Source organism: Anaerolineales bacterium (assembly GCA_016928575.1).
Classification (GTDB): domain Bacteria; phylum Chloroflexota; class Anaerolineae; order Anaerolineales; family RBG-16-64-43; genus JAFGKK01.
In genome coordinates, this window is sequence record JAFGKK010000015.1 from 124408 (window position 1) to 150340 (window position 25933).

Annotated in this window: 20 protein-coding genes; 14 read left to right on the forward strand and 6 right to left on the reverse strand. The window is 59.9% G+C overall.

What is annotated here, in order from left to right:
• Nucleotides 1-17: 17 nt before the first annotated feature.
• From JW929_02765 to JW929_02775, 3 genes are read left to right on the forward strand one after another with little or no spacing between them, the layout of a single operon-like run.
• Complete coding sequence (locus JW929_02765) at nucleotides 18-1610, forward strand: hypothetical protein (protein ID MBN1438306.1); 1593 nt, start codon at nucleotides 18-20, stop codon at nucleotides 1608-1610.
• A gap of 1 nt (nucleotide 1611) precedes the next feature.
• Nucleotides 1612-2214, forward strand: coding sequence for a hypothetical protein (locus tag JW929_02770; GenBank protein ID MBN1438307.1), 603 nt, complete (start codon nucleotides 1612-1614; stop codon nucleotides 2212-2214).
• Nucleotides 2211-3638 (forward strand): hypothetical protein, encoded by a 1428-nt coding sequence (locus tag JW929_02775; GenBank protein MBN1438308.1) that lies wholly within the window; start codon nucleotides 2211-2213, stop codon nucleotides 3636-3638. Before JW929_02770 ends, JW929_02775 begins: the two co-directional genes overlap by 4 nt.
• A gap of 614 nt (nucleotides 3639-4252) precedes the next feature.
• Here the strand turns inward: JW929_02775 and dnaA are convergent.
• Entirely contained in the window at nucleotides 4253-5617 is a 1365-nt protein-coding gene (gene dnaA / locus JW929_02780) for a chromosomal replication initiator protein DnaA (protein ID MBN1438309.1), read from the reverse strand.
• A gap of 400 nt (nucleotides 5618-6017) precedes the next feature.
• Between dnaA and gatC the strand changes: the two genes are divergently transcribed.
• From gatC to JW929_02820, 8 genes are all read left to right on the forward strand, one after another.
• Nucleotides 6018-6323, forward strand: a complete 306-nt coding sequence (gatC, locus tag JW929_02785) for an Asp-tRNA(Asn)/Glu-tRNA(Gln) amidotransferase subunit GatC (GenBank protein MBN1438310.1) — start codon at nucleotides 6018-6020, stop codon at nucleotides 6321-6323.
• Nucleotides 6324-6337: 14 nt separating this feature from the next.
• On the forward strand, nucleotides 6338-7813 hold the full coding sequence (gatA, locus tag JW929_02790; GenBank protein ID MBN1438311.1) for an Asp-tRNA(Asn)/Glu-tRNA(Gln) amidotransferase subunit GatA: 1476 nt from the start codon (nucleotides 6338-6340) through the stop codon (nucleotides 7811-7813).
• Nucleotides 7810-8802: an NTP transferase domain-containing protein gene (locus JW929_02795; protein MBN1438312.1), complete on the forward strand. Its 993-nt coding sequence runs from the start codon at nucleotides 7810-7812 to the stop codon at nucleotides 8800-8802. The genes gatA and JW929_02795 overlap by 4 nt, the downstream gene beginning before the upstream one ends.
• Entirely contained in the window at nucleotides 8799-9032 is a 234-nt protein-coding gene (locus JW929_02800; GenBank protein ID MBN1438313.1) for a hypothetical protein, read from the forward strand. Before JW929_02795 ends, JW929_02800 begins: the two co-directional genes overlap by 4 nt.
• A gap of 76 nt (nucleotides 9033-9108) precedes the next feature.
• Nucleotides 9109-10269 (forward strand): aminotransferase class I/II-fold pyridoxal phosphate-dependent enzyme, encoded by a 1161-nt coding sequence (locus JW929_02805; GenBank protein ID MBN1438314.1) that lies wholly within the window; start codon nucleotides 9109-9111, stop codon nucleotides 10267-10269.
• A gap of 34 nt (nucleotides 10270-10303) precedes the next feature.
• Nucleotides 10304-11773 carry an Asp-tRNA(Asn)/Glu-tRNA(Gln) amidotransferase subunit GatB gene (gene gatB / locus JW929_02810; protein MBN1438315.1) on the forward strand — a complete coding sequence of 490 codons (1470 nt, stop codon included), beginning with the start codon at nucleotides 10304-10306 and terminating at the stop codon, nucleotides 11771-11773.
• A 19-nt stretch (nucleotides 11774-11792) separates the two neighbouring features.
• Nucleotides 11793-13382: a M1 family metallopeptidase gene (locus JW929_02815; GenBank protein ID MBN1438316.1), complete on the forward strand. Its 1590-nt coding sequence runs from the start codon at nucleotides 11793-11795 to the stop codon at nucleotides 13380-13382.
• A gap of 377 nt (nucleotides 13383-13759) precedes the next feature.
• On the forward strand, nucleotides 13760-15022 hold the full coding sequence (locus JW929_02820) for a Glu/Leu/Phe/Val dehydrogenase (protein MBN1438317.1): 1263 nt from the start codon (nucleotides 13760-13762) through the stop codon (nucleotides 15020-15022).
• A 210-nt stretch (nucleotides 15023-15232) separates the two neighbouring features.
• On the opposite strand, the gene JW929_02825 is transcribed toward JW929_02820, so the two are convergent.
• Complete coding sequence (locus tag JW929_02825; GenBank protein ID MBN1438318.1) at nucleotides 15233-15403, reverse strand: hypothetical protein; 171 nt, start codon at nucleotides 15401-15403, stop codon at nucleotides 15233-15235.
• Between the two features lie 52 nt (nucleotides 15404-15455).
• Between JW929_02825 and JW929_02830 the strand changes: the two genes are divergently transcribed.
• From JW929_02830 to JW929_02840, 3 genes are all read left to right on the forward strand, one after another.
• Nucleotides 15456-17708, forward strand: a complete 2253-nt coding sequence (locus JW929_02830) for a hypothetical protein (GenBank protein MBN1438319.1) — start codon at nucleotides 15456-15458, stop codon at nucleotides 17706-17708.
• 128 nt (nucleotides 17709-17836) lie between these two features.
• A complete protein-coding gene (gene dnaN, locus JW929_02835; GenBank protein ID MBN1438320.1) occupies nucleotides 17837-18970 on the forward strand; it encodes a DNA polymerase III subunit beta in 1134 nt (377 codons plus the stop codon).
• A 97-nt stretch (nucleotides 18971-19067) separates the two neighbouring features.
• Nucleotides 19068-22067 carry a PAS domain-containing protein gene (locus JW929_02840; GenBank protein MBN1438321.1) on the forward strand — a complete coding sequence of 1000 codons (3000 nt, stop codon included), beginning with the start codon at nucleotides 19068-19070 and terminating at the stop codon, nucleotides 22065-22067.
• Nucleotides 22068-22106: 39 nt separating this feature from the next.
• Here JW929_02840 and JW929_02845 read toward each other — a convergent pair whose 3' ends face one another.
• From JW929_02845 to JW929_02860, 4 genes are all read right to left on the reverse strand, one after another.
• Nucleotides 22107-23066, reverse strand: a complete 960-nt coding sequence (locus JW929_02845; GenBank protein ID MBN1438322.1) for an alkaline phosphatase family protein — start codon at nucleotides 23064-23066, stop codon at nucleotides 22107-22109.
• Between the two features lie 140 nt (nucleotides 23067-23206).
• Nucleotides 23207-23821, reverse strand: a complete 615-nt coding sequence (locus tag JW929_02850) for a protein-L-isoaspartate(D-aspartate) O-methyltransferase (protein ID MBN1438323.1) — start codon at nucleotides 23819-23821, stop codon at nucleotides 23207-23209.
• Nucleotides 23822-24057: 236 nt separating this feature from the next.
• Nucleotides 24058-25014, reverse strand: a complete 957-nt coding sequence (locus JW929_02855) for a DUF4349 domain-containing protein (GenBank protein MBN1438324.1) — start codon at nucleotides 25012-25014, stop codon at nucleotides 24058-24060.
• Between the two features lie 88 nt (nucleotides 25015-25102).
• Nucleotides 25103-25831 (reverse strand): metallophosphoesterase family protein, encoded by a 729-nt coding sequence (locus tag JW929_02860; GenBank protein MBN1438325.1) that lies wholly within the window; start codon nucleotides 25829-25831, stop codon nucleotides 25103-25105.
• Nucleotides 25832-25933 lie beyond the last annotated feature (102 nt).

Genomic DNA, 25933 nt, shown 5'->3' on the forward strand with positions numbered 1-25933 from the left:
CTTTCCGGATTTGACCCATGATTCTGCTGATCGTTTTGCTCCTGCTGTCTCTCGGTGCCTTGGCGACGTTTTTTGTGCCGCCCGAAAAGCGGAGCGCGCATATCGCTGTCTCCCTGATCCCCTTGGCGGCTATGGGAATGCTGCTGCTTCCGATCCGGCTTCCCGCTTCCCTTTCGATCGCCTGGTCTCCGCCATCGCTGTTCCCCGATCCCCTCCTCTTTACCGCCGGCCCTTCCGCCGTGGTCTTCGCCGTGTTTTTTTGCGGTTTGTTGCTCCTGATCGAGTGGACTCGCCCGATGCGGCAAAGCCCCGGCCGGACGGCGCGTGCGGTTATCTATTGGTTGGCCGTCTGCGGAATCCTGGCCTGCTTTGCCGCCAATCCTCTGGCGGTGATCCTGGCCTGGGCGTTGATCGACATATCCTCTTTTCTTGCCGTGTTTTTTATGAAAAGCCCCGTGGTTATCGGGATGTCCGGAATCGCGCCTTCGGTGTCTCATGCTATGGGCATTTTTTCCGCCAACATGCTCGGTTCCGTATTCGTGTTCTTCTCGCAATTGGCGGGGTCGGGTTCGCTTGCCGGTTGGAGTCTGGCGGAAATCGCGTCTACTCCAAGCATATCCTCGGTCCTTTTTTTCTGCGGCATCCTCCTCCGCGTGGCGGTCTCCCCGCTTCAATTTTCCGTGTCCCACATCCAAACCCCGTCCACGGGAACGGATGTCTTTTTGCGGGTCGTATCGCCGGCGGCGGGGCTTTGCCTTTTGGCGGGAATTTGGCCAGCGGCGGACTTTTCCACCAGGGGTGTACCCGTTTTTTTTTGGGCGGTCATTCCGCTTTTGGTTCTCCTGCTCGTCGGCGGCTGGCAATGGAGCGCTTCCGTTTCGGCGTACGGACGTAGGGGGGATTTCCTTTACCTGCTGCCCTTGTTCATCCTGCTTTCTGCCGTCATTGCCCCCCGCACGGAAGGGCTATTCCTCGCCGGGGGCGGATTGTTGATCCTGGGCGGCGGGATCCTCCTGCTGTACCTTGGGTTTCTTCCCCACCGGCGGTGGACGGCGGCGTTTCTTGTCCTGCTTGGCTTGTTTTTCTCCGGCGCACCTTTCACTCCGCTTTCGGCTTGGAGTTCGTCCGTGTATCCCGGGTTGTTTTCCTTTTCCGGGTTTCCCGTTCTTCTGGCCTTGGCGGTAAGCCAGATCTTCATCCTGGGCGCCCTCTTCCGCTCGGCTTTCGAATCCGTTGAGACGTTCCCGCCGAACGAGCCGCTGTTCCTGACCGTGTTTTCGATGGGGATGGCGGCCGCATTCTTTCTCCTCTGCTATCCCGGATGGCCCGGTCCGTCGTCCCTTCCTGCGTTCGCCGCTCCGGTACTCCTGCTGCTCGGCGGCGGATCCTGGATGGCGTTGGTCCGTCGCTTTCAACGGACGGAAACATCCCTGTTCCGGTTTCTGGTACAGACGTTGCGCCTGGAAGGCTTGCAGCGCGGCGTATCCCAATTGTTCCGGGGCGTCGCCGGATTTTTCTCCGGAGTCGAGGGCTTTCTGAGCGGCGAAGGCGCCATGCTGTGGTCGCTCGGACTCGCTTTGCTGTTTTATCTGGTGCTTCGGGGAGGCTAGGGTGCAGGGCTTTGTCTCTATCCTCGGCGGCCTTCTGCTCTTCGGCGGCGCTTGCGCGCTGACCCTTTTCCGGTCTTGGAAGCATGTGCTTCCGGCTTTCGCTCTGCAATCCCTGGGGGTTGGCCTGTCGGTCCTTCCGATTGTGGATCCGCCTGTGGCAATCGTTAAAGTCGTTGTCGGGTGGATTGCCGTTTCCTTGCTGGCCGTAACCCTTGCCCGCGAACCTCGCTCTCCCCTTGATGAGAAAACGGCGCCGATAGACCTTTTTTTTCGTTTCTCCCTCCTGTTATTCTTGTTTTCGTCCGTCCTTGCGTTGCTTCCCCAATTCGCAGGCCTTTTCCGCAACCCTCCGGCCGGATTGCTGTTCGTTTCCTGTTTTCTTATCGGGATTGGGTTGTTGAACCTCGGGCTTTCGGAGCACCCGCTCCGTTCTGGCGTCAGCCTGCTCGCTCTCCTGCAAGGATTTGAATTGGGATACCTTTGGATTGAGCAATCCTTGTTGGTGCTTGCCCTTCTGGCCGTTACGGATTTGGCGATAGTCATGACTCTGATCTTCCTATATACGCACGCCCTTTCCCCTTCCTCCGAAGAGGTCGCGCCGTGAACGCGCCGCTGGTTTTTATGGCCGCCCCCTTGGCCGCCGCCGTTCCGTCATATTTCCTTTTTCCGCTTCGACCGAGATCGGTTTCGCTCTGTTCCTCCTTGTTTGCCGCCGGATTGGCTTGGTTGGCGTCCACGGTGCCGCTCGATTCGCCGTGGTCCCTCCTGGGTTTTGCCGTTCCTGTCGACGGATCCTTCTTGTTCCTGGGCCGGCCTTTCATTTTCGATCCCAGCCTGAAGTCGGCCGTCGTCTTTCTTTTCGCCGGCGGTGCGGCTCTGTTTTTGGGCAGCCTGGCCCTTCCACCCAGCCGCGGCATTGTGCCGGTCGGATTGGTCGTTCTCGGCTTGTTTTCCGCCTCCTTGTTCGTCCGACCCTTTCTCTTCGCCGCCTTCTTTCTTTTCCTTTCTGTTCTTTTTCTATCCCTGCTTTTGTCGGATCCCGCCTACCCCGCCCCGCGCGGCGCCGTTCGCTGGATCTGCTACTCGGCGCTCGGCACCATCATCCTCCTCCTGGCGGGTTCGGAGTTGTCGAGTTTGGAAAAACTCCCCGCGGGGGCGGGTGAGTTCCCGCCGCTTCTTTTCCTTCTTGGGCTTGGTTTCGGGTTGATCCTATCGTTTCCCCCGTTCCATTTCTGGCTTCCGGAGGTGGTCGACGATTCGCCCCCCTACAGCGTTTCGGCCATTCTCTCTTTGTACATCGGGGCGGCGGTTTTCTTTCTGCTCCGTTTTTTGGATGGTTTTTCCTGGCTGCGCCAATCTCCGGGAACCAGCCTCATCCTCGTGGTCGGGGGTTCCGGGATGTGCTTTACGGGCGCCCTGTTCTCTTTAATTCAGGAGCGGCTTGGCCGTTGCGTCGGGTACCTCTCGTTGTGCAACCTCGGGGCGATCCTGTTGGCCCTGTCCTTCTCCGATTCGCTTGGGGCTCAGGTTGCGGTTGTCCTTCTGGCCTCACGCGGCTTTTCCCTTCTGGTTTGGGGAATCTCGTTCAACGCCCTCCGTCCCAAGCAGGCCGGGGATCGGATACAGGATTTGTTGGGGGTCGCCGCCGTTAGGCCGTTTGCTTTCTCCGCCGTATTAATTTCGGCCCTTTCGTTGGTCGGCGCCCCCGGGCTTCTTTCTTTTCCGCCGCTGATGGCTCTGTTGCTTTCCAACCAGTCTCATTATGGGCTTTCTTCCCTCGGCGGACTTCTTTCGCTTTCGATCTTTTTTTCAATCGCCTCCGGGTTGTTTTCTCTCTATCGGTTTGCCCGTCCAATGCTGGATTTTGCTGCCGCCACGCAACTCACGGAAGAAAAAAGCAGGCTGCGTCGCAGCTTTTTTCTGGCCGCGCTCTTTATAATGCTTCTGTTTGGGCTTTTCCCACAGTTATATCTTCCCTTCGTGACCACCGCTGCGGCCGCCTTCTTTAATCTATCTGCAATACCTTAGAGTTGGGATGGAATTAGTAGTGATAGTAGGGGCTGTGAATCTGTGGGTATTTACAAAAAAGCAGAAAAATGCGGCTTGATGTAAAGAAGTCCGCTGGAAACCGTGTGGATCGGCAAAAGTAACTTTCTGATTAAAGGGTCAGAACGCGCGTTCTTTTCGTGTCTTAAAATGACCCGTTTTTTGTGAGAATAGCCCAAACCTCCCAGTCCTCTCCCCAAAAACATCTGTTTATCCACAGATTAAGGCCGTTTATCCACAGGCGGGGCTTTGCGCAACAACTCACAGGCCTTGTGGATGCGGAATTTGAGAAAGGCTCATAATTATGAAGAAAATCGGACTTTTCCTTGGTTTTCCACTTATCGTCCACAGCCCCACGGTCGCGAAGTAAATAGGAGGCGTGTTTGAACCCCCGAGCAAAATGGAAGTCGGGTGCCGGCGGATAGCGATTATCTGGAAGAGGGGAATCGCCTGAGACAGGTCCGCGGGCGTGGCGGGCAAATGAATCGATTGAGTTTCCGGGGGCATACCGGCGGGCATTGGATCGCCCCAACAACCGGAAGGCAAAAGACCCCGGGGACTGTCCCGGGGTCCAAAAAAAATAAACGCGGAAAAAATCAGGCAGTGATTGTGGGTTGGTACAGTTGCTGGCGGATGGACATAATTTGCCGGCGGAGTTTGTCGTCTTGTTCCATCAGGTCGTTGATCTTATCGCAGCCGTACATCACGGTAGTGTGATCGCGTCCGCCCATGGCGTTTCCGATTTCCGGCAGGGAGGCGTTGGTCTCCTCGCGGATCAGGTACATAGCGACCTGCCGGGGAAGCACCACGTCTTTTGAGCGTTCCCGGCCAAGGAGTTTATCCCTTTCGATGCCGAATTGCCCCGCAACCGCGTCGATGATAGCGGTCGGTGCGATGCGCCTGTTTTTCGGGAGCATATCCGATAAGGCCGATTCGACAAGTTCCGGCCCTACGGGAATGCCGCCCAAATCGGAAAGCGCCAAAACGCGGATCAGTGCCCCTTCCAACTCACGGATGTTGCTTTGGACTCTGCGGGCGATCAGCTCGAGGATCTCCGGAGGCATTGTCCTGCCGGCTCGTTCCGCTTTCGATCGCAGGATGGCCATCCGGGTCTCGATATCGGGCGGCTGGATGTCGGCCGTCAGACCCCATTCAAACCGCGACCGAAGGCGCTCCTCCAGAGTTACCATCGCCTTAGGCGGGCGGTCCGAAGAAAGCACAAGCTGGCGGTTCTGGCCGTGCAATGCATTGAACGTGTGGAAAAACTCCTCCTGGGTTGATTCTTTCCCGGCGATGAACTGCACGTCGTCGATGAGCAGGACGTCGATGCGGCGGTATTTTTCCCGGAAGGCGTCGGTGGTATGGGAACGGATCGAGTTGATCAGGTCGTTGGTGAAATCTTCGGAAGTGACGTACAGCACCATGAGTCCGTGTTCGATGCAAGAATTTCCGATCGCGTGCAGCAGATGGGTCTTCCCCAGCCCCACCCCGCCGTAAAGAAAAAGCGGGTTATAGGCTTGGGCCGGATTATCGGCGACAGCCAGGCTGGCGGCATGCGCCAAGCGGTTGCTGTTCCCGACCACGAAGGAGGAAAAAGTATACCGGGGGTTGAGGTTGTTGCCGGTTGGGCGGATGGGGATGGTGATCGGCACTCCTTCGTCCGACGCCGGAGCCGCCGTTCCCTCCTCCACGGATTCCGCCTCTTCCGTGCTTTCGGGTTTTCCAACTTCGAATTTCACTTCAACGGGTTGGCCCCAAATCCCGGTGAGGATTTTTCTGGCCAGTCCCGTCAAGCGGTCTTCCAGCCAATCCCGCGCGTATCCGTTGGAGACGCCGATGGTGAAAACGCCGTTTTCATAGCAGAGGAACCGGGCGTCGCGCACCCACGTATCATACGTCGCCTTGTTCATTTCCAGCTGGAATTGACCGAGTGCCGCCTGCCACGCTTGTTCCGGATTCATATCTTCGGGCTCCGTCGTGGTGTTTACTGCGGATGGATTTCGGATTGCGGTGTTGCGCTGTTTGGGAGATACAACTGATGCGCATTCTAGCAGACTTGCATGGGTCTGACAACAACCCATTCGGTGCATAAGCCGGTTTCCACAAACCTTTAAGGTTCAGTTTTCTTAAACCGAAGGAGGGACGAATCCGCGGAGAGCGAACCCAAGAGAATTCCCGGAGCCGTAGCAAGGCCGAAATGGCGCGGTTTTTTCGATGCTTTTTATTCCGACCAAAGACGGAGACAATCGCCGCACGAGACATTAAATTTTTTTTTGCGCAGAATCTCGTTTTCCAGGGAAAAAACCGGATTTATCCCGCGTTCTCCACAGGCGGATCGTGGAAAATGGGGAAAACAAACTGGTGCGGTATAATCCCGCCATGCCGCTGACACGCAAAGAAGTGGAACACATTGCCGCGTTGGCCCACCTCCAATTGTCCACGGAAGAAGTGGAGAAATTCTGCCAGCAATTGACCAGTATTCTGGAATATGCGGATCGACTGCGGCAGGTGGAAACGGCATCCATCTCTCCCACGACGACGGTGCTTCCCCTGCGTTCGGTTCTCCGGGACGATTCGGTGGGAGAATCCCTCGACCGGGACGACGGGTTGGCCAATGCGCCGGAACAAGAACGGCACATGTTCCGGATTCCACCCGTATTCGACTGATCCGGCGGCCGTCAATGAATCCCCTTGACCTCACACTACGGCAGGCGGCGGCTTCCCTCCGCAACGGAACGTTGAGCAGTGCGGAACTCTTGGATTGCGTCCGCAAGCGGGCGGAACAGGCGAATCCGAAAATTCATGCCTATCTGCAAACAGCGGATGGAGAAGCGGAGGAAGCGGCCCGAGAAGCGGATGCAAAGTGGGCTGCGTTCCGAAAGGGAGGCGAGGCTCCGGGCCTGCTGTGCGGAATTCCTCTCGCGGTGAAGGACGTCCTCTGCATTAAGGGATACCGATGCACGTGCGGCTCGAAGATTCTCGAAAATTTCGTCCCGCCGTACACGGCCACGGCCGTTCACCGGCTGGTGGCTGCGGGAGCGATCCCCTTGGGGAAGACCAACACAGACGAATTTGCCATGGGATCCTCCACAGAGAATTCCGCCTATGGATACACCCGCAATCCATGGGATCCAGACCGGGTTCCCGGCGGGTCCAGCGGCGGAAGCGCCGCGGCCGTAGCGGCCCGGATGGCGCCCGCCGCCCTTGGCACCGATACCGGCGGGAGCGTCCGGCAGCCCGCTGCCTATTGCGGCGTGGTCGGATTAAAACCTTCTTACGGACGGGTATCCCGATACGGATTAATCGCCTTTGGTTCGTCTTTGGATTGCGTCGGCGTCCTTTCGCAGACGGTCGAAGACGCGGCTTTCCTGTTGGAGGTCATGGCCGGTTACGACCCGTTGGATTCCACCGCTCTTCCGGATCCGGTTCCAGGATACTGCGGATCGATGAGTGGAGAACCGGATTTGCACGGCTTGCGGGTCGGGGTGCCGAAAGAATATTTCCCCCCCGGCATCCAACCCGATGTCGATCGGTCTGTCCGCGAGGCGATCGCCGTTCTGCAATCCCTGGGAGCGGACATCCGGGAGGTGTCGCTGCCCAACACGGAGTTCGCGCTTCCGGTGTACTACATCGTGGCGCCGGCGGAGGCTTCCGCAAATTTGGCCCGCTACGACGGCGTGCGTTTCGGACTGCGGAAGGAAGCCCAAGGATTGCGCGATCTGTACGAGCGCACGCGCGGTGCGGGATTCGGGCCTGAGGTGAAGCGGCGGATTATGCTGGGGACCTACGCCCTCTCGGCCGGATACTACGACGCCTACTACGGACAGGCGCAGAAAGTCCGGACGTTGATCAAGGCTGATTTCGACAACGCCTTCCGATCGGTCGACATCATCGCCTCGCCCGTTACGCCAACAACCGCCTTCCGTATTGGAGAGAAAGTGGATGACCCGCTTTCCATGTACATGGAGGATCTACTCACCCTGCCGGCCAGCTTGGCGGGTATTCCGGGGATGTCGATCCCATGCGGTCGGGATTCCACAGGACTCCCCATCGGCTTGCAGCTCAGCGGGCCGTTTTTGGGTGAAGAGACCCTTGTGCGGGTCGGATGGGCGTTCCAGCAGGCAACCCGTTGGCACATGGAGGCACCCAGCCTATGAAAGTCATCCTGCCGATGGCCGGCTTCGGGACTCGCCTGAGGCCGCTTACGTGGAGCAAGCCCAAACCCCTGGTTCAAGTTGCGGGAAAGGCGATCCTGGGGCACGTGCTGGACATGTTCTGCCGCCTTCCGGACCTGGAGGAAGCGGTTTTCATCGTCGGCTTCCTGGGCGACCAGGTCCAGGAATACGTTCATCGGACCTATCCGGACCTCAAGGCCCACTACGTCGAGCAAAAAGACATGCTCGGCCAATCGCAAGCTCTGTGGCTGGCCCGGGCACATCTGGAAGGGCCGGTTCTGATCTCCTTCGTCGACACTCTGATGGATACGGATTTCACCCGGGCGGTAAAAAACCGGAAACACGCCGCGGCCTGGGTGAAACAGGTCGAGGACCCGCGCCGCTTCGGTGTGGCGACGCTCGGCAAGGACGGCCGGGTGGAGCGTTTGGTGGAGAAGCCTTCCGGGACGGAGAACAAACTCGCTGTCGTGGGCACCTATTACCTGCCCTCCGGGGCCGAGCTGATACGCGCCATCGAACGGCAGATGGAGAAGGGGACGAAGCTCGCCGAGGAGTTCTATCTGGCGGATGCTCTCAACCTGATGCTGGCTGACGGGCTGAAGATGGAGGTGGAACAGGTGGGTCATTGGGAGGATTGCGGCAAGCCGGAAACCCTGTTGCATGCAAACCGATATCTCCTGGAGCGCGACGGAGGGAATGCGGAACCGACGGTCCGAGGTGACGTAGTGATCGTTCCGCCGGTGTACATCGATCCCGCCGCAGCGGTGCAACAATCGGTCATCGGGCCGTACGTGTCGCTCGCCGCCGGATGTCGGATCGAACACTCGGTCATCCGGGATTCGATCGTCGACGAAAAGGCGGAAATCGCGCGGATGGTGGTTGCGGGATCCCTGATCGGAGCCCAGGCCAAATTGCTGGGAAGATTCGACTCGTTTCTGGTCGGAGATTCCTCCGAAATGTGCTTGGGATGACCCGAGGAAAACCGGTGTCCGGCGCGGTGGAGTGCCATTCGGGCGCGGAGTATGCGGAAAGCCCGCGGAGGTTCCTGTGGCAGGGGGCGTGGCGAGATGTGGATCGGGTTTATGCAGAGCGCCGGACGCCGAACGGGAAACAATTTGAAGTGCTGGATGAGGAGCGGGATAAGTTCATCCTGACGTACGATACCGAAAACGACTCCTGGACGATCCTTCCCGCGCCCTGACCGGCGAATCCGCCGGCGGCCGCCGTTTGGCGCGGGGGAGGGGCCGGAATTCTTTGCCAAACCGAGGGACTTTCGTATGCGGAATTTCGTTGCCAAGAGAATCCAAGCGGTCCCCCCGTCCGGAATACGGCGCTTCTTCGACATTGCCGCAACAATGAAGGACGTCATCTCGCTTGGGATCGGAGAGCCGGATTTCATCACGCCCACCCCCATCCTTCGGGCGGGAATCCATTCCCTGCGGCTGGGCGACACCCACTACACCTCCAATTCGGGAACCCGCGAGCTGCGCGACGCGGTGGCCGTACAGTTGCAGAACCTCTACGGAGTGGCCTACGATCCCGAGGAAGAAATCCTGATCACGGTCGGCGCCTCGGAGGCGCTCCATCTGGCGCTGTCGGCGATCCTGGATCCGGGGGACGAGGTCATTGTTCCGGAACCCTGTTTTGTCGCCTACACGCCGGAGGTGGTATTCGCGGACGGCTCTCCGGTGACCGTGCCGACGTTCGTGAAAAACCAATTCCAAGTGACGGGGGAGGAGATCGAACGGGCGGTTACTCCGAAAACCAAGGCGATCCTCATCGGATACCCCAACAACCCAACCGGTGCGGTTATGTCGCGGGAGAAGCTTTTGGATGTGGGCGAAGTTGCCCGCCGACACGACCTGCTGATTATTTCGGACGAATTGTACAGCCGGCTGGTGTATCACCAGGAGCATGTCTGCGTTCCGTCGCTTCCGGGTCTGCGCGAGCGAACCGTGCTGGTGAACGGGTTTTCGAAGGGGTATGCGATGACCGGGTGGCGGCTGGGATACGTCGCCGCTCCGAAGGGTCTGATGGCGGCGATGCGCAAGATCCACCAATACACGATAATGTCGGCCCCGACCATGTCGCAGGCGGCCGGGTTGGAGGCGATCCGGCGCGGCGATTACTATGTCAAGGAAATGGTGGCGGAATACAACCGGAGGAGGGAACTGCTGATCCGGGGTTTGAACAGCCTGGGGCTGGATTGCTTCGAGCCGCAGGGCGCATTTTACGCTTTTCCTTCGGTGGCTAAAACCGGAATGGACGACGAACAGTTTTCCGAGGCCCTGCTGCGCGAGGAGCAGGTGGCGGTGGTCCCCGGTTCGGCGTTCGGCCCGAGCGGGAAGGGATTTGTCCGCATCTGCTACGCCACCGCATACGAGAAGATCGAGCAAGCCCTGGAACACATGGCGCGGTTCATGCGCCGGCACGGTTGATCCGCGGGCGGGGCGGAACGGGAGAGGTGGTTTTATGGAGTGGGAACCGGTGGTCGGCTTGGAAGTCCACGCGGAACTGCGCACCCGGTCCAAGATGTTTTGCGGATGCGCGGTCGTGGATTCCACCACGGCTGAACCCAACACCGTCATCTGTCCGGTTTGCCTGGGGATGCCGGGCAGCTTGCCGGTGATCAACCGCCGCGCGGTGGACATGGGGATGCGGGTGGCCGCCGCGCTGGAGTGCCGGATTGAGCCGGTTAGCGTGTTCGCGCGCAAGAATTATTTCTATCCGGATCTCCCCAAAGGGTACCAAATCTCCCAATACGAAATGCCGCTGGCGGTCGGCGGAAAATTGCGGATCTGGGCGGGCGAGCGGCGCCGCACGGTCCGGATCCGAAGGGTCCACTTGGAAGAGGACACCGGCAAGCTGATCCACGAGGAAAAACCCGCGCGCTCGCTGGTCGACCTCAACCGGGCCGGAGTCCCGCTTTTGGAAATCGTATCGGAACCGGATTTGCATTCGATCGAAGAAGTCAAGGCCTACGCGACCGCCCTGCGGCGTTTGCTTCGCTATCTGGAAGTTAACAACGGCGACATGGAGAAAGGCGTGATCCGCTTCGAGGCGAACATCTCCCTGCGCCCGGCCGGCTCGGAGGAGCTCGGAACGCGGGTGGAGGTGAAGAACCTAAACTCCTTCCGGGCGATGATCCGCGCCATGGAGTATGAAATCGGGCGCCAATCCGCCTTGCGCAACAAGGGAGGGCAGGTGGAGCAGGAAACTCTCGGCTGGAACGAAACGACGGGGCGGACGTACAGCCAGCGTTCCAAAGAGGAAGCCCACGATTACCGGTACTTCCCCGAACCGGATTTGCCGCCGCTCGAGGTTTCCGAGGCATGGCGGAGCGAAATCGCGGATTCCCTGCCGGAATTGCCGGATGCGCGCTGCGAGCGCCTGATGGCGCAATACGGTTTGAAGCGCCGTGACGCGGAAGTGATTGTTGAGGATAAGGCGGCTGCGGATTTCTATGAAAAGGCGGTATCCGAATCCGGCGCGCCGGCGAAGCACGTCGCCGCCTGGCTAAGCGGCGATCTGTTCGGGTTGCTCAACGCCAGGAACCTTCCGCTGGTCGGGGAGGACGGCGCGCCCACCGTCTCGGCTGAGGCCTTTGGCAAACTGATCCGCATGGTGACTGGCGGAACCATCAACGGCCCGACGGGAAAGAAACTGCTGGCGGAGATGGTCGCAAGCGGCAAATCCGCCGAGGAATTAGTGGATCAGCGCGGGTTGCGGCAAATCGGGGACGAGGACACCCTGCGCGAGGAGGTGCGCAAGGTGCTGGCGGAAAATCCCGGGCAGGTGGAATCCTATCGAAAAGGAAAGAGCACCGTGATCCAGTGGCTGCTCGGACAGGTAATGAAGGCTACCGGAGGCCGGGCGAATCCGAAAACCGTCCGCGGACTGCTGGAGAAGGAATTGACGGAATCGAAGGATTCCGGGAAATAGAGTCCGTGGAAAGAACGAAATGAACCCCGAAAAAAAATTCCTGATCGGCGCCCTGGGCGTAATGATCGCCGCGGGATGCCTCTGCGGGTCCGGAATGCTTCTGGCGGCCGGTTTGATTCTTGGAAGAAATACGGACTCTCCCGTTTCGGGGACAATCCCAACATCCGCCGGACTTCCATCCTCCACCGGTGCCAACAAGGCCGTATCCACCCAACTTCCAGCCGATCCGCCCCAATCCATGGCAACCCCCACCGCCACGCCTTCCGTGGATCCCGCGTTCGTGGGCTCCGAGGGCATCGGGGATCCGTACTTTCCGAACATGGGCAACGGCGGGTACGATGTTGCAAGTTACGAACTGGACATCCGAGTTGATATGGAGGTGGAGGAAATCAGCGCTGTGGCGACGATCTCCGCCCGCGCGTTGCAGGCGCTTGGACGGTTCAATCTGGATTTTAAGCAATTCGACATCCTTTCCCTCCGGGTGAACGGCGAGGAGGGGGTTTTTTCCCAGGCGGAAGACGAACTGGTGCTCACGCCGGCCCGGATGATCCCGGCGAATTCAGAGTTCACGGTCGAGATCGCCTACCGCGGCCGGCCGGGCGGAGGCAAGGAATACGGCGGCATCGAATTCCTGGAAGGCTGGAATTTCTATCCGGGCGGGGTTATCGTCGCGGGCGAGCCTACCGGCGCCGAAACATGGTTTCCCTCCAACAACCACCCGGCCGATAAGGCCGCATTCACCTTCCGCATCACCGTTCCCGAACCGTATGTCGCGGCGGCCAACGGAGTATTACAGGAAAGCGGCCAAAACGGCGACCGCACCCGGACATTCGTGTGGAAGATGGAAGATCCCATGGCGACGTATCTCGCCACGATCGCCGTCGGAGACTTCGACCTTCTGGAAGGGACTTCCCGGAACGGACGGCCGTTCCGGAATTTCGTGCATGCCGGCATCCGCGACGAGATGGATCCCGGAGTGGACGCCTTGCCGGAGGCGATGGATTTCTTCAGCGAGATTTTCGGACCCTATCCGTTCGCCACCTGCGGAATCGTCCTGCATCCGATCGACCTTCCGTTCGCCCTCGAAAATCAAACGCTGATTGTGATGGGGTACACCTTCGCGTACGGCATCGTCGTGGTTCATGAAACTTCGCATCAATGGTTCGGCGACAGCGTGAGTCTGGCTTCCTGGAAGGACATTTGGTTGAACGAAGGATTCGCTTCCTACGCGGAAGGATTATGGTGGGAGCGGGAAGGAGGTGCTTCCGCGCTGAAGGAGGATCTCTCGAGGCGCTACCGATTCCTTGCCAATCTGCCCGAGAGGGAAGTTAACCTGCTCGGAGATCCGGGGCCGGATCATCTGTTTGATCCGGAGGTGTATTACCGCGGAGCGCTTACGCTGCACGCCCTTCGTCTGAACGTGGGGGACGAGGCGTTCTTTCGGATTCTACAGACGTATTTCCGGAGTTTCCGTCACGGGAACGCGACCACGGAGGAATTCATCGATCTGGCCGAGGAGATCAGCCACCGGGATTTGAGCGATTTCTTCAAGGAATGGCTGTACGAGTACCCGTTGCCCGATCTGCCGGAATTGGACCTGTATTCCTGACCGGCGCTTCTGGGCAGTGGCGCGCTTATGGTACCATCCGGCGGGTTTATTGCTGCCGCGCGGGAGTTCCTGAAATTTTGAACCGCCAGGCGACCGGACTCGTCTCCGGAATTGGGATCCGGAGTTTTCCTTTTTTCAAACAAGGGGTTGGTAAAGCTGCTTCGGGCGGAACCGTCACTTTAGGAATTGTCCGGGCTTCAACCGGCTTTTTTCAGGAACCAGACAAGCGCGCGTCCGCCGCTGGATACCCAGGAAGGTGAATCGGCAGTATTTGGCCGGGGCCTGTCGGCGGCGGACGCGGACAGGAGCGGAGTGCGTGCCGGCCGGGCGCCCGACAATCCGGAAACGACGGCGCCGTCCGGAAAGGAGTACGACCCATGACCGAGATCAAATCCGTCAGGCCGAATCCCTTCGAGGTCGCCCAGCGCCAACTCGACGACGCCGCCGCCATTATGAAACTGGATCCGGCCATCCACGAAGTATTGCGCTGGCCCGCCCGCGAATTGCACGTGACTCTGCCGGTGAGGATGGACGACGGCGCGACGAAGATTTTTCACGGATTCCGCATCCAATACAACGACGCCCGCGGACCGACGAAGGGCGGCATCCGCTACCACATCGGCGAGACGGCGGATACCGTCCGTGCCCTCGCGGCTTGGATGACCTGGAAGACCGCCGTGATGGACATCCCTCTCGGCGGGGCCAATGGCGGAATCATCTGCAATCCGAAGGACATGTCGCCCGGCGAGCTGGAGCGATTGAGTCGGGCGTACATCCGCCAGGTGGCCCGGATTCTCGGCCTGGAAAAGGACGTCCCGGCGCCCGATGTGTACACCACCCCGCAGATCATGGCCTGGATGGCGGACGAATACTCGGCGATGCGCGGATACAACGAATTCGGCGTGATCACCGGCAAGCCGGTCGCCATCGGCGGGTCGAAGGGGCGCGGCGACGCCACCGCGCGCGGCGGAGTCTATTGCCTGCGCGAGTTGCAGAACGTGCTGGGAGTGAACCTTAAGGGCGCCACCCAGGCGATTCAGGGCTACGGCAACGCCGGCGCCAATGCCCACAAGCTTGGCGCCGAGATACTCGGGATGAAGACCGTCGCGGTCAGTGATTCCAAGGGCGGCATCTACAATCCCGACGGACTGGATTATGGCGCCGTGTGGGAGCATAAGAAGAAAACCGGTTCGGTCGTCGGATTTCCGGGCGCCCAGCCGGTGAACAACAAGCAGATCCTCGAGTTGGAGGTTGCCGTCCTGACTCCGGCCGCCTTGGACGGCGAGATCACCGCGGAAAACGCCCCGCGGATCAGGGCGAAGATCATCGCCGAACTGGCCAACGGGCCGACCACTCCCGAAGCCGACGCCATCCTGCACAAGAACGGCTGTTACATCATCCCCGATTTCCTCTGCAATGCGGGCGGCGTCACCGTTTCTTATTTTGAAATGGTCCAAAACGCATACGATTATTATTGGGATGAGGACCGAGTTCAGCGGCGGTTGGACAAGAAAATGACCGACGCCTTCCATACCGTCTACGAAACGGCCCGCCAGTATAAGATCAACAACCGGATGGGGGCCTACATTGTAGCGGTCAGCCGGGTGGCAGAAGCGGTGCGCTTGCGCGGATGGGCATAGCGCAACTCAGGATTGCCTGGGAAACGGACCTGTTTTGGAGGCGGTTTTTTTCTGAAACCAAATCCAACACCCGGCAAAGGGCCGAAAAAGCGAACGGGCGTTTCAACCAAGAAGCCATACCGTGATGGAGCCTTCCGATTTCCTCTCAAACGCGACGTGGTGAAAGCCGGCAAACCATACAAGATGCCGCCGGTACCTTGCGATTTCAACTCAAATTAATCTCCCAGACATAGAAGCGGCTGGTGGAAAAGCATATAATTTATTAGGGTTTTCGCCCGCCCCCTCTTTTGCGAAGAAAGATTGAGAATATCCTATCTCAGCAGAGGGGATTTTATCATCAATGCCGGAACATCCGCTGGATGTACCGAAAATCCTGTCCATACACCTGCAAATCTCCCAATATCCCATCTTGGCGAGGCAGATCCGCCGATGCATGCGAGAGGAGCTCTATCGACGCGGCATCCTCTCCCGGGAAAGGCTGGAGCGGGAAGTCCGTGAGCGGGCGGTGCTTTCCCAGAAGCGCGAAGGAATGGTCAATCCGATCACGGAAGAAAACGGCAGCCTGTGGGAGCAGCGCCTGCAGCAGGTGCGCGACCATCTGACGGATTTTTACTTTGCGCATAATCTGCCCCTCACGCTGTTCGAAGGCCTGATAGAAAAAGTCCTGGCGGAACGGAATTTTCGGCATCCGGAAAGCCATATCCGATATTTCAATCCTGAGTTGGCGCCGACCGAATTGTTAATCGACCAATTGGAGCGGTATGAACGGCTGCCCGACGGACAACGGGAGCCGATCCGTCCCCAGCTTGAAGAAATGACGGGGGTTTTGCTCAAAACCCTCGTCAACGATCAGGCGAGTTTTCTCCGCATCGCGAAAAACTGGTTTACGGCGGAGGATTTTCGATTCATCCAATCCCGAAGGATTGGATCGGGAAAAATCGGAGGCAAGGCCGGGGGATTGCTTCTGGCGTGGCGGATTCTCCGGGCTACGGCCCCCGACCTGGCTTCCCGGATCGCCATCCCGAAATCTTTTTTCCTCGGGGCGGACGCGTTTTTCGACTTCCTCGATCTCAACCGGCTGGGATCCCTCAACCAAAAACTCAAACCGCTGGAACAGATCCGCGCCGAGTACCCGCGCCTTCAGGAGGATTTCCAAAAAGCCACATTTCCGGAAGGGATCCTTGAGCGCCTGCGGAAGGTGCTACGCGAGGTCGGCCGCGTTCCTTTGATCGTACGCTCGTCAAGCCTGCTGGAGGATGGTATCGGCAGCACCTTTGCCGGGAAATACGTTTCCGTTTTCTGCCCCAATCAAGGTGCGGAAGAGGAAAACCTCGATTCGCTCGCCGCGGCAATCCGCCGCGTATATGCGAGCGTCTACAATCCCGATGCGCTGGCCTACCGGCGCCGGATGGACTTGCTGGAATGCGATGAACGCATGCCGGTGCTGATTCAGGAGGTGCAAGGGCGTGTGTATCAGAGGTTTTTCTTCCCGATGGCGGCCGGGGTCGCGTTTTCCCACAGCCCGATCGTTTGGAATCCGCGGCTGCGGCGCGAAGAAGGTTTTTGCCGGATCGTTCTCGGACTGGGGACGCGCGCCGTGACCCGTGTGGCGGAGGACTACCCGCGTCTGGTCACCCTGAGTCACCCGGCCCTGCGCCCGGAAACCACACCGGCAGAGATCCGGCGCTATTCCCAAAAAGCGGCCGATGTGATCGATCTGCGGTCACAGAAAATGGTTTCTCTGCCCGTATCAAAACTGCTGGAGGCTGATTTTCCGGGATTGCCGCTGGTGGCGGCAATGGATCGGGATAACGCGCTGATCCCCATCGTCGCCGACGGGCCGGACTTTTCCGCGGAGAGGATGGTCCTGACATTTGATAATTTCCTGCAGAAAACCGACTTTGTCGCTCTGATCAAGGGTGTACTGGATTCGCTGGCGCGACAGTACGACGGTCCGGTCGATGTCGAGTTCGCTCTGACCCCGGAGTCGGATTCGCAGGAAACCCGGCTGACTTTTCACTTGCTGCAATGCCGGATGCAATCCGGGGTGCGCGACGAAATGGCTTGCAGAATCCCGAAGGGGGTAGATCCGGAGGACAAATTTTTCGTCGGAACCCGGGTGGTTCCTCAGGGCTCCGTTCAACACGTGCAATATATTTGCTACGTCGATCCCGACGCCTATGCCGGCCTGAAGGATCCCGGAGAACGGAAAGCGGTGGCTGGGACGATCGGCCGATTGAATAAGGTGTTGGAAAACCAGTGTTTTATCCTCGTCGGGCCGGGTCGATGGGGGTCGGTCGATCCGCTGCTTGGGGTGCCGGTCACCTACGCGGACATCTTCAACACTAGGGTGCTGGTGGAGCTGGCGGTGGAACAGCAGGGCGCCGTTCCCGAACCCTCCTATGGGACGCATTTTTTCCAAGACTTGATGGAGGCGCGGATATATCCGGTGGCTTTGTACCCGGATCAGCCCGGCGATCTATTCCGCCGGGAGTGGCTCCAGCGGGCCAAGAATTGGTTGGAGGACCTTCTGCCCGGCTTTCCCGGGCCGAGGGAATGCGTAAAATTGGTGAATATCCCCGGGGAGTTCGGCGGCCGAAAAATCGACATTTTTATGGATGGAACGACGGCCGTCGCCTTCCTGGCGCAGCCGAACGGCAACGGACGCGACCGGAATTCTGAATAAGGCCGCCGTCATGCTTTCGAATACCGGACCTCTGAAGCCCCGCATTTTTACGAGTCGTTGTATACTCAGTATCTGCCAAGGGATCCATCGGCATTGGATGGCAATTCCAGATTGAGGAGAAAACGTTCATGAAGCTGACATGCTTGCAGGAGAACCTCTCCAAGGGGCTGGGAATCGTCACCCGAGCCGTATCGCCGCGGAACGTTCTGCCCGTCCTGGGAAACGTGCTTTTGGCGACCGAAGACGGCCGGTTAAAGCTGGCGGCCACCAACCTGGAGATCGGAATCACCTGCTGGATCGGCGCGAAAGTGGAGGAAGAGGGGGCGATCACCGTTCCGGCCCGGACGATCACCGATTTTGTCAATACCCTGCCCAACGAAAAGATCCGAATGGCGCTGGATACCCGGCGTCAATCGCTGAATCTGCACTGTGAAGCGTTTACCAGCGACATTAAAGGAGTGGATGCGCAGGAATTTCCGCTGTTGCCGGGGGCGAACCTCGGCGATGGAATCGCGCTTAATGTGGCCGATCTGCGCGAGATGATCACGCAGACGACGATCGCGGCCGCCACCGACGACACCCGGCCGGTGCTGACCGGCGTGCTTGTGCGCCTGGAGGGCGATCGGCTGACCATGGCGGCGGCCGACGGCTTCCGCCTGTCGATGCGTGAAGCCAAGCTGTCCGCGGCGGTCCGGGACACCGTGAGCGTGATCATACCGGCCCGGGCGCTCAGCGAATTGGCGCGCCTGGTCGGTGACCAGGATGAGACGGTTTGGATGGTTCTGCCTTCCGGCCGGGGGCAGGCGGTCTTCCGTCTGAAGGAGGCGGAATTGTCCTCGTCGCTCATCGACGGTACCTTTCCGGATTTTCAGCCGATCATCCCGCGCTCCTATAACACCCATACCGTGCTGTCCACGGCCCAATTTCTTAAAGCCTGCAAGGCGGCCGATATCTTCGCCCGCCAGGCCTCCCATTCGGCGCGGCTGACCGTCACGTCCGGAACAGGCTCCGAGCCGGGAAAACTCCAAGTGAACGCGACCGCGGCCGAGACCGGCGCGGGGGAGACCGTGATCGACGCCACCGTGGACGGAGCGCCGATTGAAATCGCCTTCAACGTCAAGTATCTGGTCGACGTGCTGACGGTGATTAACACGCCCAACGTCTCTTTGGAGACGACCGGACCGGCCAGCCCGGGAGTTATCCGGCCGGTAGGACGCGAAGATTTCACCCACGTCATCATGCCGATGCATTTGGGGAAGTGAACAGCCCGAAGGGTGGCCTTGCCCGTGGCCGAATGCGGGTCGGAGGGGTGCGTAGGGCCGATTGCCGCGCGCTTTCCTCGCGGAGAATAGGGTGGCAATGACGAAGCGGTCCGCGCCTTCCGAAAAATCCCGCCGTGGAAAGCGGCCCGCCCCCGGCAAGAAGGCGTCCTCCCGACCGCCGCGGAAAAAAACCCCCCGCACCCAGGCAGCGCCTCCCGCCTCCCCGCAAACCCCTACCCCGCCGCTGCAGGAAAGCGACCTGTTCCGGACCTTGATGGACCATACGACCGACCGGATTTATTTTAAGGACCGGCAAAGCCGTTTCCTGTACATTAACCGTTCGACCGCCTCTTTTTTTAATTTATCCCGTCCCGAACAGGCCGTCGGCAAAACGGATTTCGACTTCTTCTCCGAGGAACACGCCCGCCAGGCCTTTGACGACGAACAACGGATTATCGCGACGGGTGAGTCGCTGATCGGATTCGAGGAAAAGGAAACCTGGCCGGACGGCCGCGAGACCTGGGTCTCTTCTTCGAAATTGCCATTCCGGGACCGCGACGGCCGGATCGTAGGAATCTTCGGGACCTCGCGCGACATTACCGAGCGGAAGAGTTACCAGCTTTCGCTGCTTCGCGCCAACGAGGAATTGGAAAATGCCAACCGCGCGCTGCAAAAGGAAATGGCCGAGCGGGCGCGCGCGGATTCGGCGCTGGCCCGCGAACGGAACTTGTTTCGGACCATGATGGACAATACACCCGATCGTATCTATTTTAAGGACCGCAAAAGCCGGTTCTTGCTGATCAACAAGGCGCAGGCGGAAAAATTCGGTCTGGCGGAGCCCGCAGGCGCCGTCGGCAAAACGGATTTCGATTTTTTCACGGACGAGCACGCCCGGCAGGCGTACGATGACGAACAGAAAATCATCGCCACCGCGGACCCGCTGATCGGAATTGAAGAGAAAGAAACCTGGCCGGACGGCCGGGTGACCTGGGTCTCATCGTCGAAACTTCCCTTCCGCGACCGGCACGGGAATACCATCGGGGTCTTCGGCATATCGCGGGATATCACCGATTATAAATTGGGCGAAGAGGCCCGCATCCGGGCGGCGACGCTCCGCGAAGCCAATGTGGAACTGGAAAGAATCAACGCCGCCCTGGAAACGGAAATCGCCGAGCGGAAGCGCGTCGAGAAATTGCTGGCCCACGAGCGGAATCTCTTCCGCGCGATGATGGACAATACGACGGACCGGATCTACTTCAAGGACCGCGGGAGTCATTTCCTCCTCATAAACCGATCGCTCGCCGCCCACTTCGGAATCCCGGACCCCGCGGAGGCGGAGGGGAAAACCGACTTCGATTATTTCACCGACGAGCACGCCCGCCAGGCGTTTACCGACGAGCAGAGACTCGTCGCCAGCGAGGAGCCCTACATCGGGAAGGAAGAGAAGGAAACTTGGCCCGACGGCCATGCGACCTGGGTTTCCTCGACCAAATTCCCCCTGCGGGATCTCGAAGGCAGGATCATAGGGACCTTTGGGATTTCCCGCGATATCACCGAGCGAAAGGCGATCGAACTCTCCGTCCTCCAGGCCAATGAAGAGTATGAAAAAGCCAATCGAGCCCTGGAAATGGAAATCGCCGAACGGCGCCGGGCGGAGGCCGAATTGGCCCGGGAGCGGGACCTCTTCCGCACCATGATGAACAGCACCACCGATTTCATCTACTTCAAGGATGCACAAAACCGGTACCAGCTCATCAACCGCTCAATGGCCGCCCATTTCCACCTCCCGGACCCGGCGGAGGCCGTCGGCAAAACGGATTTCGATTATTTCACCGACGAACACGCCCGCCAAGCCTTCCAGGAGGAGGAACAAATCATCACCGGCGGCGAACCGCTGATCGCCATCGAAGAGAAAGAAACCTGGCCCGACGGGCGCGAGACGTGGCTCTCCACCTCCAAATTCCCGATGCGCGACACCGAAGGACGGATCGTCGGGACGTTCGGGATTTCACGTGAAATCACCGAACGGAAAAACCTCGAAATGGCCATTCAGATTGCCAACGAGAAACTCTCGATTATGGTCAATTGGCTGGAAGGACGGAACCGGGAGATCTCGGTTCTCAGCGAGATGGGAAATCTGCTGGAAGCCTGCCGGTCGCCGGAGGAAGCCTATCCGATCATCGCCCAGCAGATGAACCGTTTGATACCCGTGGACGCGGGGATGCTGTACCGGTTTGATAAGGAACGCAAGATGCTGGATTGCGTCGTCCGCTGGGGGGCGGATCCCGGACCGGCGGATTCCTTCGCGCCGGAGGAATGCAAGGGAATCCAAAGTGGCCAAGCATTTATCATGGCCAGCGCCATCCCCGCCGAATCCTCCTGCCGCCATGTGGCCGAGGCCTCCAAAGACGATATGGTCTATCTGTGCGCTCCACTGCTGTCGCAGGGCGAGATGATCGGAGTGCTGCACCTGCGGGGGAAGCGGAAGGAAGGGGGGCAAACTCTGCCGGATTTGAAGCGGCAACTGGCCGTCATGGCGGCCGACCACATCGCCTTGGCCCTCTCCAACCTGACCCTTCAGGAGACTCTGCGGCGGCAATCGATCCGCGACGAGTTAACCGGCTTGTTCAACCGGCGCTACCTGGAGGAATCGCTGCAGCTCGAGTTGAACAACGCCCGCGATCACGGAAGATCGCTCGGGGTGATCATGATCGACGTCGACCGCCTGAAAGCCGTCAACGACAGCTGTGGGCATGAGGCGGGCGATGCGTTGCTCCGCGCGCTGGGGAAATGGCTGCAGGCCAACATCCGCACCGGCGACATCTCCTGCCGCTACGGCGGCGATGAATTCGTACTCATCCTTCCGCAGGCCACCTTGGATTCCACCGTCCAGCGCGCCCGGCAGATCTGCGAGGGAATCCGCAAGCTGACGTTTACCTATCGCGAAAAGCCCTTGGAGGCGACGAGCGTATCCGTCGGCGTGGCTTCGTTTCCGGAGCACGGCGATACGCGCGATTCCTTGTTGAAATCCCTGGATGAGGCGCTGTACCGGGCGAAGGAGCAGGGAAGGAACCGCGTGGTGATCGCCGGCGGCTGAATTCCTCAGGTGCCGGGTGCTCCTCTTTCGAACCGGATGTCAACCCCCGCAGCGGGAAGGCGCGGCCGTGGAAACGGGTAGGAGTTCCGCCCGAAGGCCGAAGGCTTCCACCACCGGCCGGCCCTCCCAATCGGCGGGAACATCCAGCCCCAACCCCCAAACCGCCGTGGCCGCGGTATCCAGAATCGAAACCGGAACGTCAAGCCGAACACCTTCCAGAACCCCGGGACCGTAAACGATCCAAGGAATGGTCATATCCTCCTCTTGACGGGTCCCGTGGGTGGTCCCGTGCCCGCCGTGGTCGGCGGTGAGGATGATCAGCGTCCCTTCCAAAAGTCCGAGGCCGCGCAGACCGTCGATGAGCGTTCCCACGGCGGTATCATCGCGGCCGATGCCCTTCAAGTAGTCCGGGGACATCCAGCCTTTGAGGTGGCCGAAGTAATCCGGAAGAATAAGATGCACGAAGAGCACCCCGAAACCGGCGGCGGATTCCTGGAGGGCAGTTTGAACGATCTGTTCGTCGGCATCGGCCACCCAGCGGAAGACATCCACTGTCCCGGGACGGGCCAGGGTGACGAGTTTCTCCTTGCCCACCACCATCACCGTCCGCAGACCGGCCGATTTTGCGATCGAGAAGACGGTATCTCCTTGCAGCGGCCCGTTGGCGGGGATCAGATCGTTCCAAGTGATCCCGTGTTCGTCCACACACCGGCCGGATACCATCGAAGCATGCGCCGGCAGGGTCGCGCTGGGGAATATGGTTTGGGCGGAGAATGAGCTCGCGCCGCCGTTGATCAGCTCGCTGATTCGGGGAATGTTGGCGCGCAACAAGCCATCCGGGCGCAGTCCGTCAAGGCTGAGGATGAGGACCCGCGCGGCGTACGGCCGCGGATCGGGGGAAGGGGTGAAGGAGGCCGTGAAGGCCGGGGAAGAAGGGAGAGTCGCGCGGATGGCGGCCGTGACGGTAGGGACGGACGCGGCGGTGGATTCCGGCCGCAACCGGCCGCAGGATCCAAGGAGGATCACTCCGCACAGCAACGGAAAAAGGCGGAGCGCCCGAAACGAACGGGGCGGTTCCCCGGACGGGCGGAACGGATGCGTACGGGGGGAGGATGGCCCGGACGCCGGCCGACGAGGAATCATTCGTTCCATCCGTGGACACCGATCAGCGGCACGAACACAACGGCCGTCAACCGCGAATGCCGGATTCCGGAGGGCGAACGGATCCACAATTCCAATTCCTGCACAGATCGTCCGCCGACCGGCGCGATCAGGCGGCCGCGGGGCGCCATCTGATCCAAGAGCGGCTGCGGGACGGCCGGGGTTCCTGCGGTCACCACGATAGCGTCGAAGGGGGCGTGCTCCGGAGAGCCGCAGGTTCCGTCGCCGACGACGACTTCCGCCCGGGAGATACCCAGTGCATGCAGGTTCCGGCGCGCGCAATCCGCCAATTCGGGTATTCGCTCGATAGAATACACCTCATCCGAAAGACAGGCCAAAACGGCGGTTTGGTATCCGGATCCCGTCCCGATCTCCAGTACCCGCTCCGTTCCCCGCAGTTTGAGGGCTTCGGTCATATAGGCGACGATGTACGGCTGGGAGATGGTCTGATGGGAACCGATCGGCAGCGGAGTGTCGTCGTAGGCGGAGGCGCGGGCGTTCTCGGGAAGGAAAAGGTGCCGGGGGACGGCGCGCATCGCGGCCAAAACCCGGGCGTCCCGCACTCCGCGGCGCTCGATCTGCTCTCGAACCATGAGGTCGCGTTGGGTTTGGCGGGGATCCGGGGGGAATTGGCAGAAGAGGTCCAACCTCGCTCCGCAGTAACCGCCGGGCGGCGACCCGCGGACCGCAAGGGGAGAATCCGCAGGGGGCTCGTGCGGGACGGGAAGATTATACCGCCGGATGCGGTCGGACCCGCCGTTGACGGCGAAAAAAGAAAGCCCGGCGCCGTATTTTATAGCGCCGGGCTTTTGCATTCCGCACCACGCGTCTATTTCACGGGATGGGCCTTGTTGTGACGCCGCACGAAGAACCGTACGATCAGGACAAACGGCGTGACGAACAACGCGATGACCAACAGGGCGGGGATGCCGCAGATGCCGAGGCGGATGAGGAAATCCACCAACCCCTGCAGCCCGTGGATCAGGTCTTCAAAAGCCTCTTTGGCGACGCCCTCCGGATGCCAACCTCCGATGCTGATCGGCTGAGAGGGGATGAAGGGCTGGAGGTAAACGGTGATCAGCGAATACTTCGATGCGGTTTCATAGTAGTTGATCTGGCCTTCCAGGACTTCGATCTCGCTCGTCACTTGGCGCAACTGGGCTTCCACCAGCAATACGGCTTCCGTATCGACGGCGTCTTTCATGATTTCCAACAGCCGGTTCTGCGATGCGTAGAGGTTGCGCAGGCGGGATTCCGCGTCGGTGTATTCCGCCGTCACGTCGCGGCCGGTTATCGACCGGTTTTTCACCTCCACCGCCAATGCTTCGATCTCCGCGAGCGCGGCTTTCAACTCCTCGGCGGTGTCGGCGGGGACCCGGATGGATATCTGTCCGGAGTAGTATTTTTCACCCGCGCTGCCGTACACGCTTTGGGAGACGTTCGATTCGACCACCCAGCCGCCTTTGGCGAAGGCCATATCGGCGATTTGCGAGGCCGCGTCGGAGGGATCGTTCACCACCAGCGTCAACGAAGCATCCATCAGGACGATCCGGTCCTGCGGATTGACGGCCGGGTCCGGCAACTCAGATCCGGACGCGGCAGAATCCTCATAATCGGCATATTTAACGGCCGGGGCAGACTGCGGGACGGCGCCTTCGCCCGCTACGCCGATTTCGCGCAGAGAATCCTCAGTCCAATTGGCCGCCGCGGGAGAGGCATTGGCGGCCGCGCAGGAACTCAACATCAGCACGATGACGATCGAGAGAATCAGGGCTTTTCGTTTCATGGATCCTCCTTGCGGGAACCTCGATGAATTTGGTACAGAGGATTCCGACGAAGAACGGCCCCCGAAGGTTCCATGCCCTCCGCCGGGTTCACCAGCCTTCTTCGAGGCGGAGGATCAGCCGGGAGGGCAGGTCCGCCAGCCGCATCCGGGATTGGACCGTTTCAACGGAATATTCCACCCGGTGCCATTCCCATTCCATGGTGTCGGTGTCCAGAAGGGAGTAGGCGGCGCGCGGATCCTGGTCGCGAGGCTGGCCGACGGAACCGGGATTAAGGATCATCCGCTGATAGCCAAGAACGAACGAACTGCTGTGGGAGGGAAGGTATGTCACGCAGCGGTTCCGCTCGTTGAGTTGAAAGGCTATGGCGACGTGGCTATGGCCGACCAGGCAATACAGCGTTTTAAAGAAGGAAAAACTGGTTTGAACCCGGGGAGCATCCAGCAGGTATTCCCACAGCGGACGGCGGGGACTTCCATGGGCGAGCGTGTACGGATCATGCACAAGCCGTTCCGGGAGATCGTGCAGGAATTGGATCGCATCGGGGGTCAACTGGCGATGAGTCCAATCCAGCGCCCGGCGCGCTTCGCCGTTGAAGGCGTCAAGAGAAATATCCCCGATCGCGGCTTTGTCGTGGTTGCCGCCGATGCACAAAACCTCGGGAAGCTCCCGGATCCGGTTGATGCACTCGTTGGGGTCCGGGCCGTACCCGACGAGGTCCCCCAGGCACCATACGGCGTCGATCATCCCGGCGTCTTCGAGGACTGCGTCCAGGGCGGTGAGATTTGCGTGAATGTCGGAGACAACCAGGATCCGCATGGCAAACCGGGAGAAGTCTACACCGTGAGGAAGGAATCGGCAATCCCGCGGCGGAAGCGGGTTTCCCGAAAAAATAGACAAGTCCTCGGGTGAGGGGGGCAC

Excerpts from the sequence above, each read along its gene's own strand:
- JW929_02765 (MBN1438306.1), top strand. The coding sequence starts at position 18 with ATGATTCTGCTGATCGTTTTGCTCCTGCTGTCTCTCGGTGCCTTGGCG.
- dnaA (MBN1438309.1), bottom strand. The coding sequence starts at position 5,617 with ATGAATCCGGAACAAGCGTGGCAGGCGGCACTCGGTCAATTCCAGCTG.
- gatA (MBN1438311.1), top strand. The coding sequence starts at position 6,338 with ATGAATCCCCTTGACCTCACACTACGGCAGGCGGCGGCTTCCCTCCGC.
- JW929_02795 (MBN1438312.1), top strand. The coding sequence starts at position 7,810 with ATGAAAGTCATCCTGCCGATGGCCGGCTTCGGGACTCGCCTGAGGCCG.
- JW929_02800 (MBN1438313.1), top strand. The coding sequence starts at position 8,799 with ATGACCCGAGGAAAACCGGTGTCCGGCGCGGTGGAGTGCCATTCGGGC.
- JW929_02805 (MBN1438314.1), top strand. The coding sequence starts at position 9,109 with ATGCGGAATTTCGTTGCCAAGAGAATCCAAGCGGTCCCCCCGTCCGGA.
- gatB (MBN1438315.1), top strand. The coding sequence starts at position 10,304 with ATGGAGTGGGAACCGGTGGTCGGCTTGGAAGTCCACGCGGAACTGCGC.
- JW929_02815 (MBN1438316.1), top strand. The coding sequence starts at position 11,793 with ATGAACCCCGAAAAAAAATTCCTGATCGGCGCCCTGGGCGTAATGATC.
- JW929_02820 (MBN1438317.1), top strand. The coding sequence starts at position 13,760 with ATGACCGAGATCAAATCCGTCAGGCCGAATCCCTTCGAGGTCGCCCAG.
- JW929_02825 (MBN1438318.1), bottom strand. The coding sequence starts at position 15,403 with ATGGACAGGATTTTCGGTACATCCAGCGGATGTTCCGGCATTGATGAT.
- JW929_02830 (MBN1438319.1), top strand. The coding sequence starts at position 15,456 with ATGCGAGAGGAGCTCTATCGACGCGGCATCCTCTCCCGGGAAAGGCTG.
- dnaN (MBN1438320.1), top strand. The coding sequence starts at position 17,837 with ATGAAGCTGACATGCTTGCAGGAGAACCTCTCCAAGGGGCTGGGAATC.
- JW929_02840 (MBN1438321.1), top strand. The coding sequence starts at position 19,068 with ATGACGAAGCGGTCCGCGCCTTCCGAAAAATCCCGCCGTGGAAAGCGG.
- JW929_02850 (MBN1438323.1), bottom strand. The coding sequence starts at position 23,821 with ATGGTTCGAGAGCAGATCGAGCGCCGCGGAGTGCGGGACGCCCGGGTT.
- JW929_02855 (MBN1438324.1), bottom strand. The coding sequence starts at position 25,014 with ATGAAACGAAAAGCCCTGATTCTCTCGATCGTCATCGTGCTGATGTTG.
- JW929_02860 (MBN1438325.1), bottom strand. The coding sequence starts at position 25,831 with ATGCGGATCCTGGTTGTCTCCGACATTCACGCAAATCTCACCGCCCTG.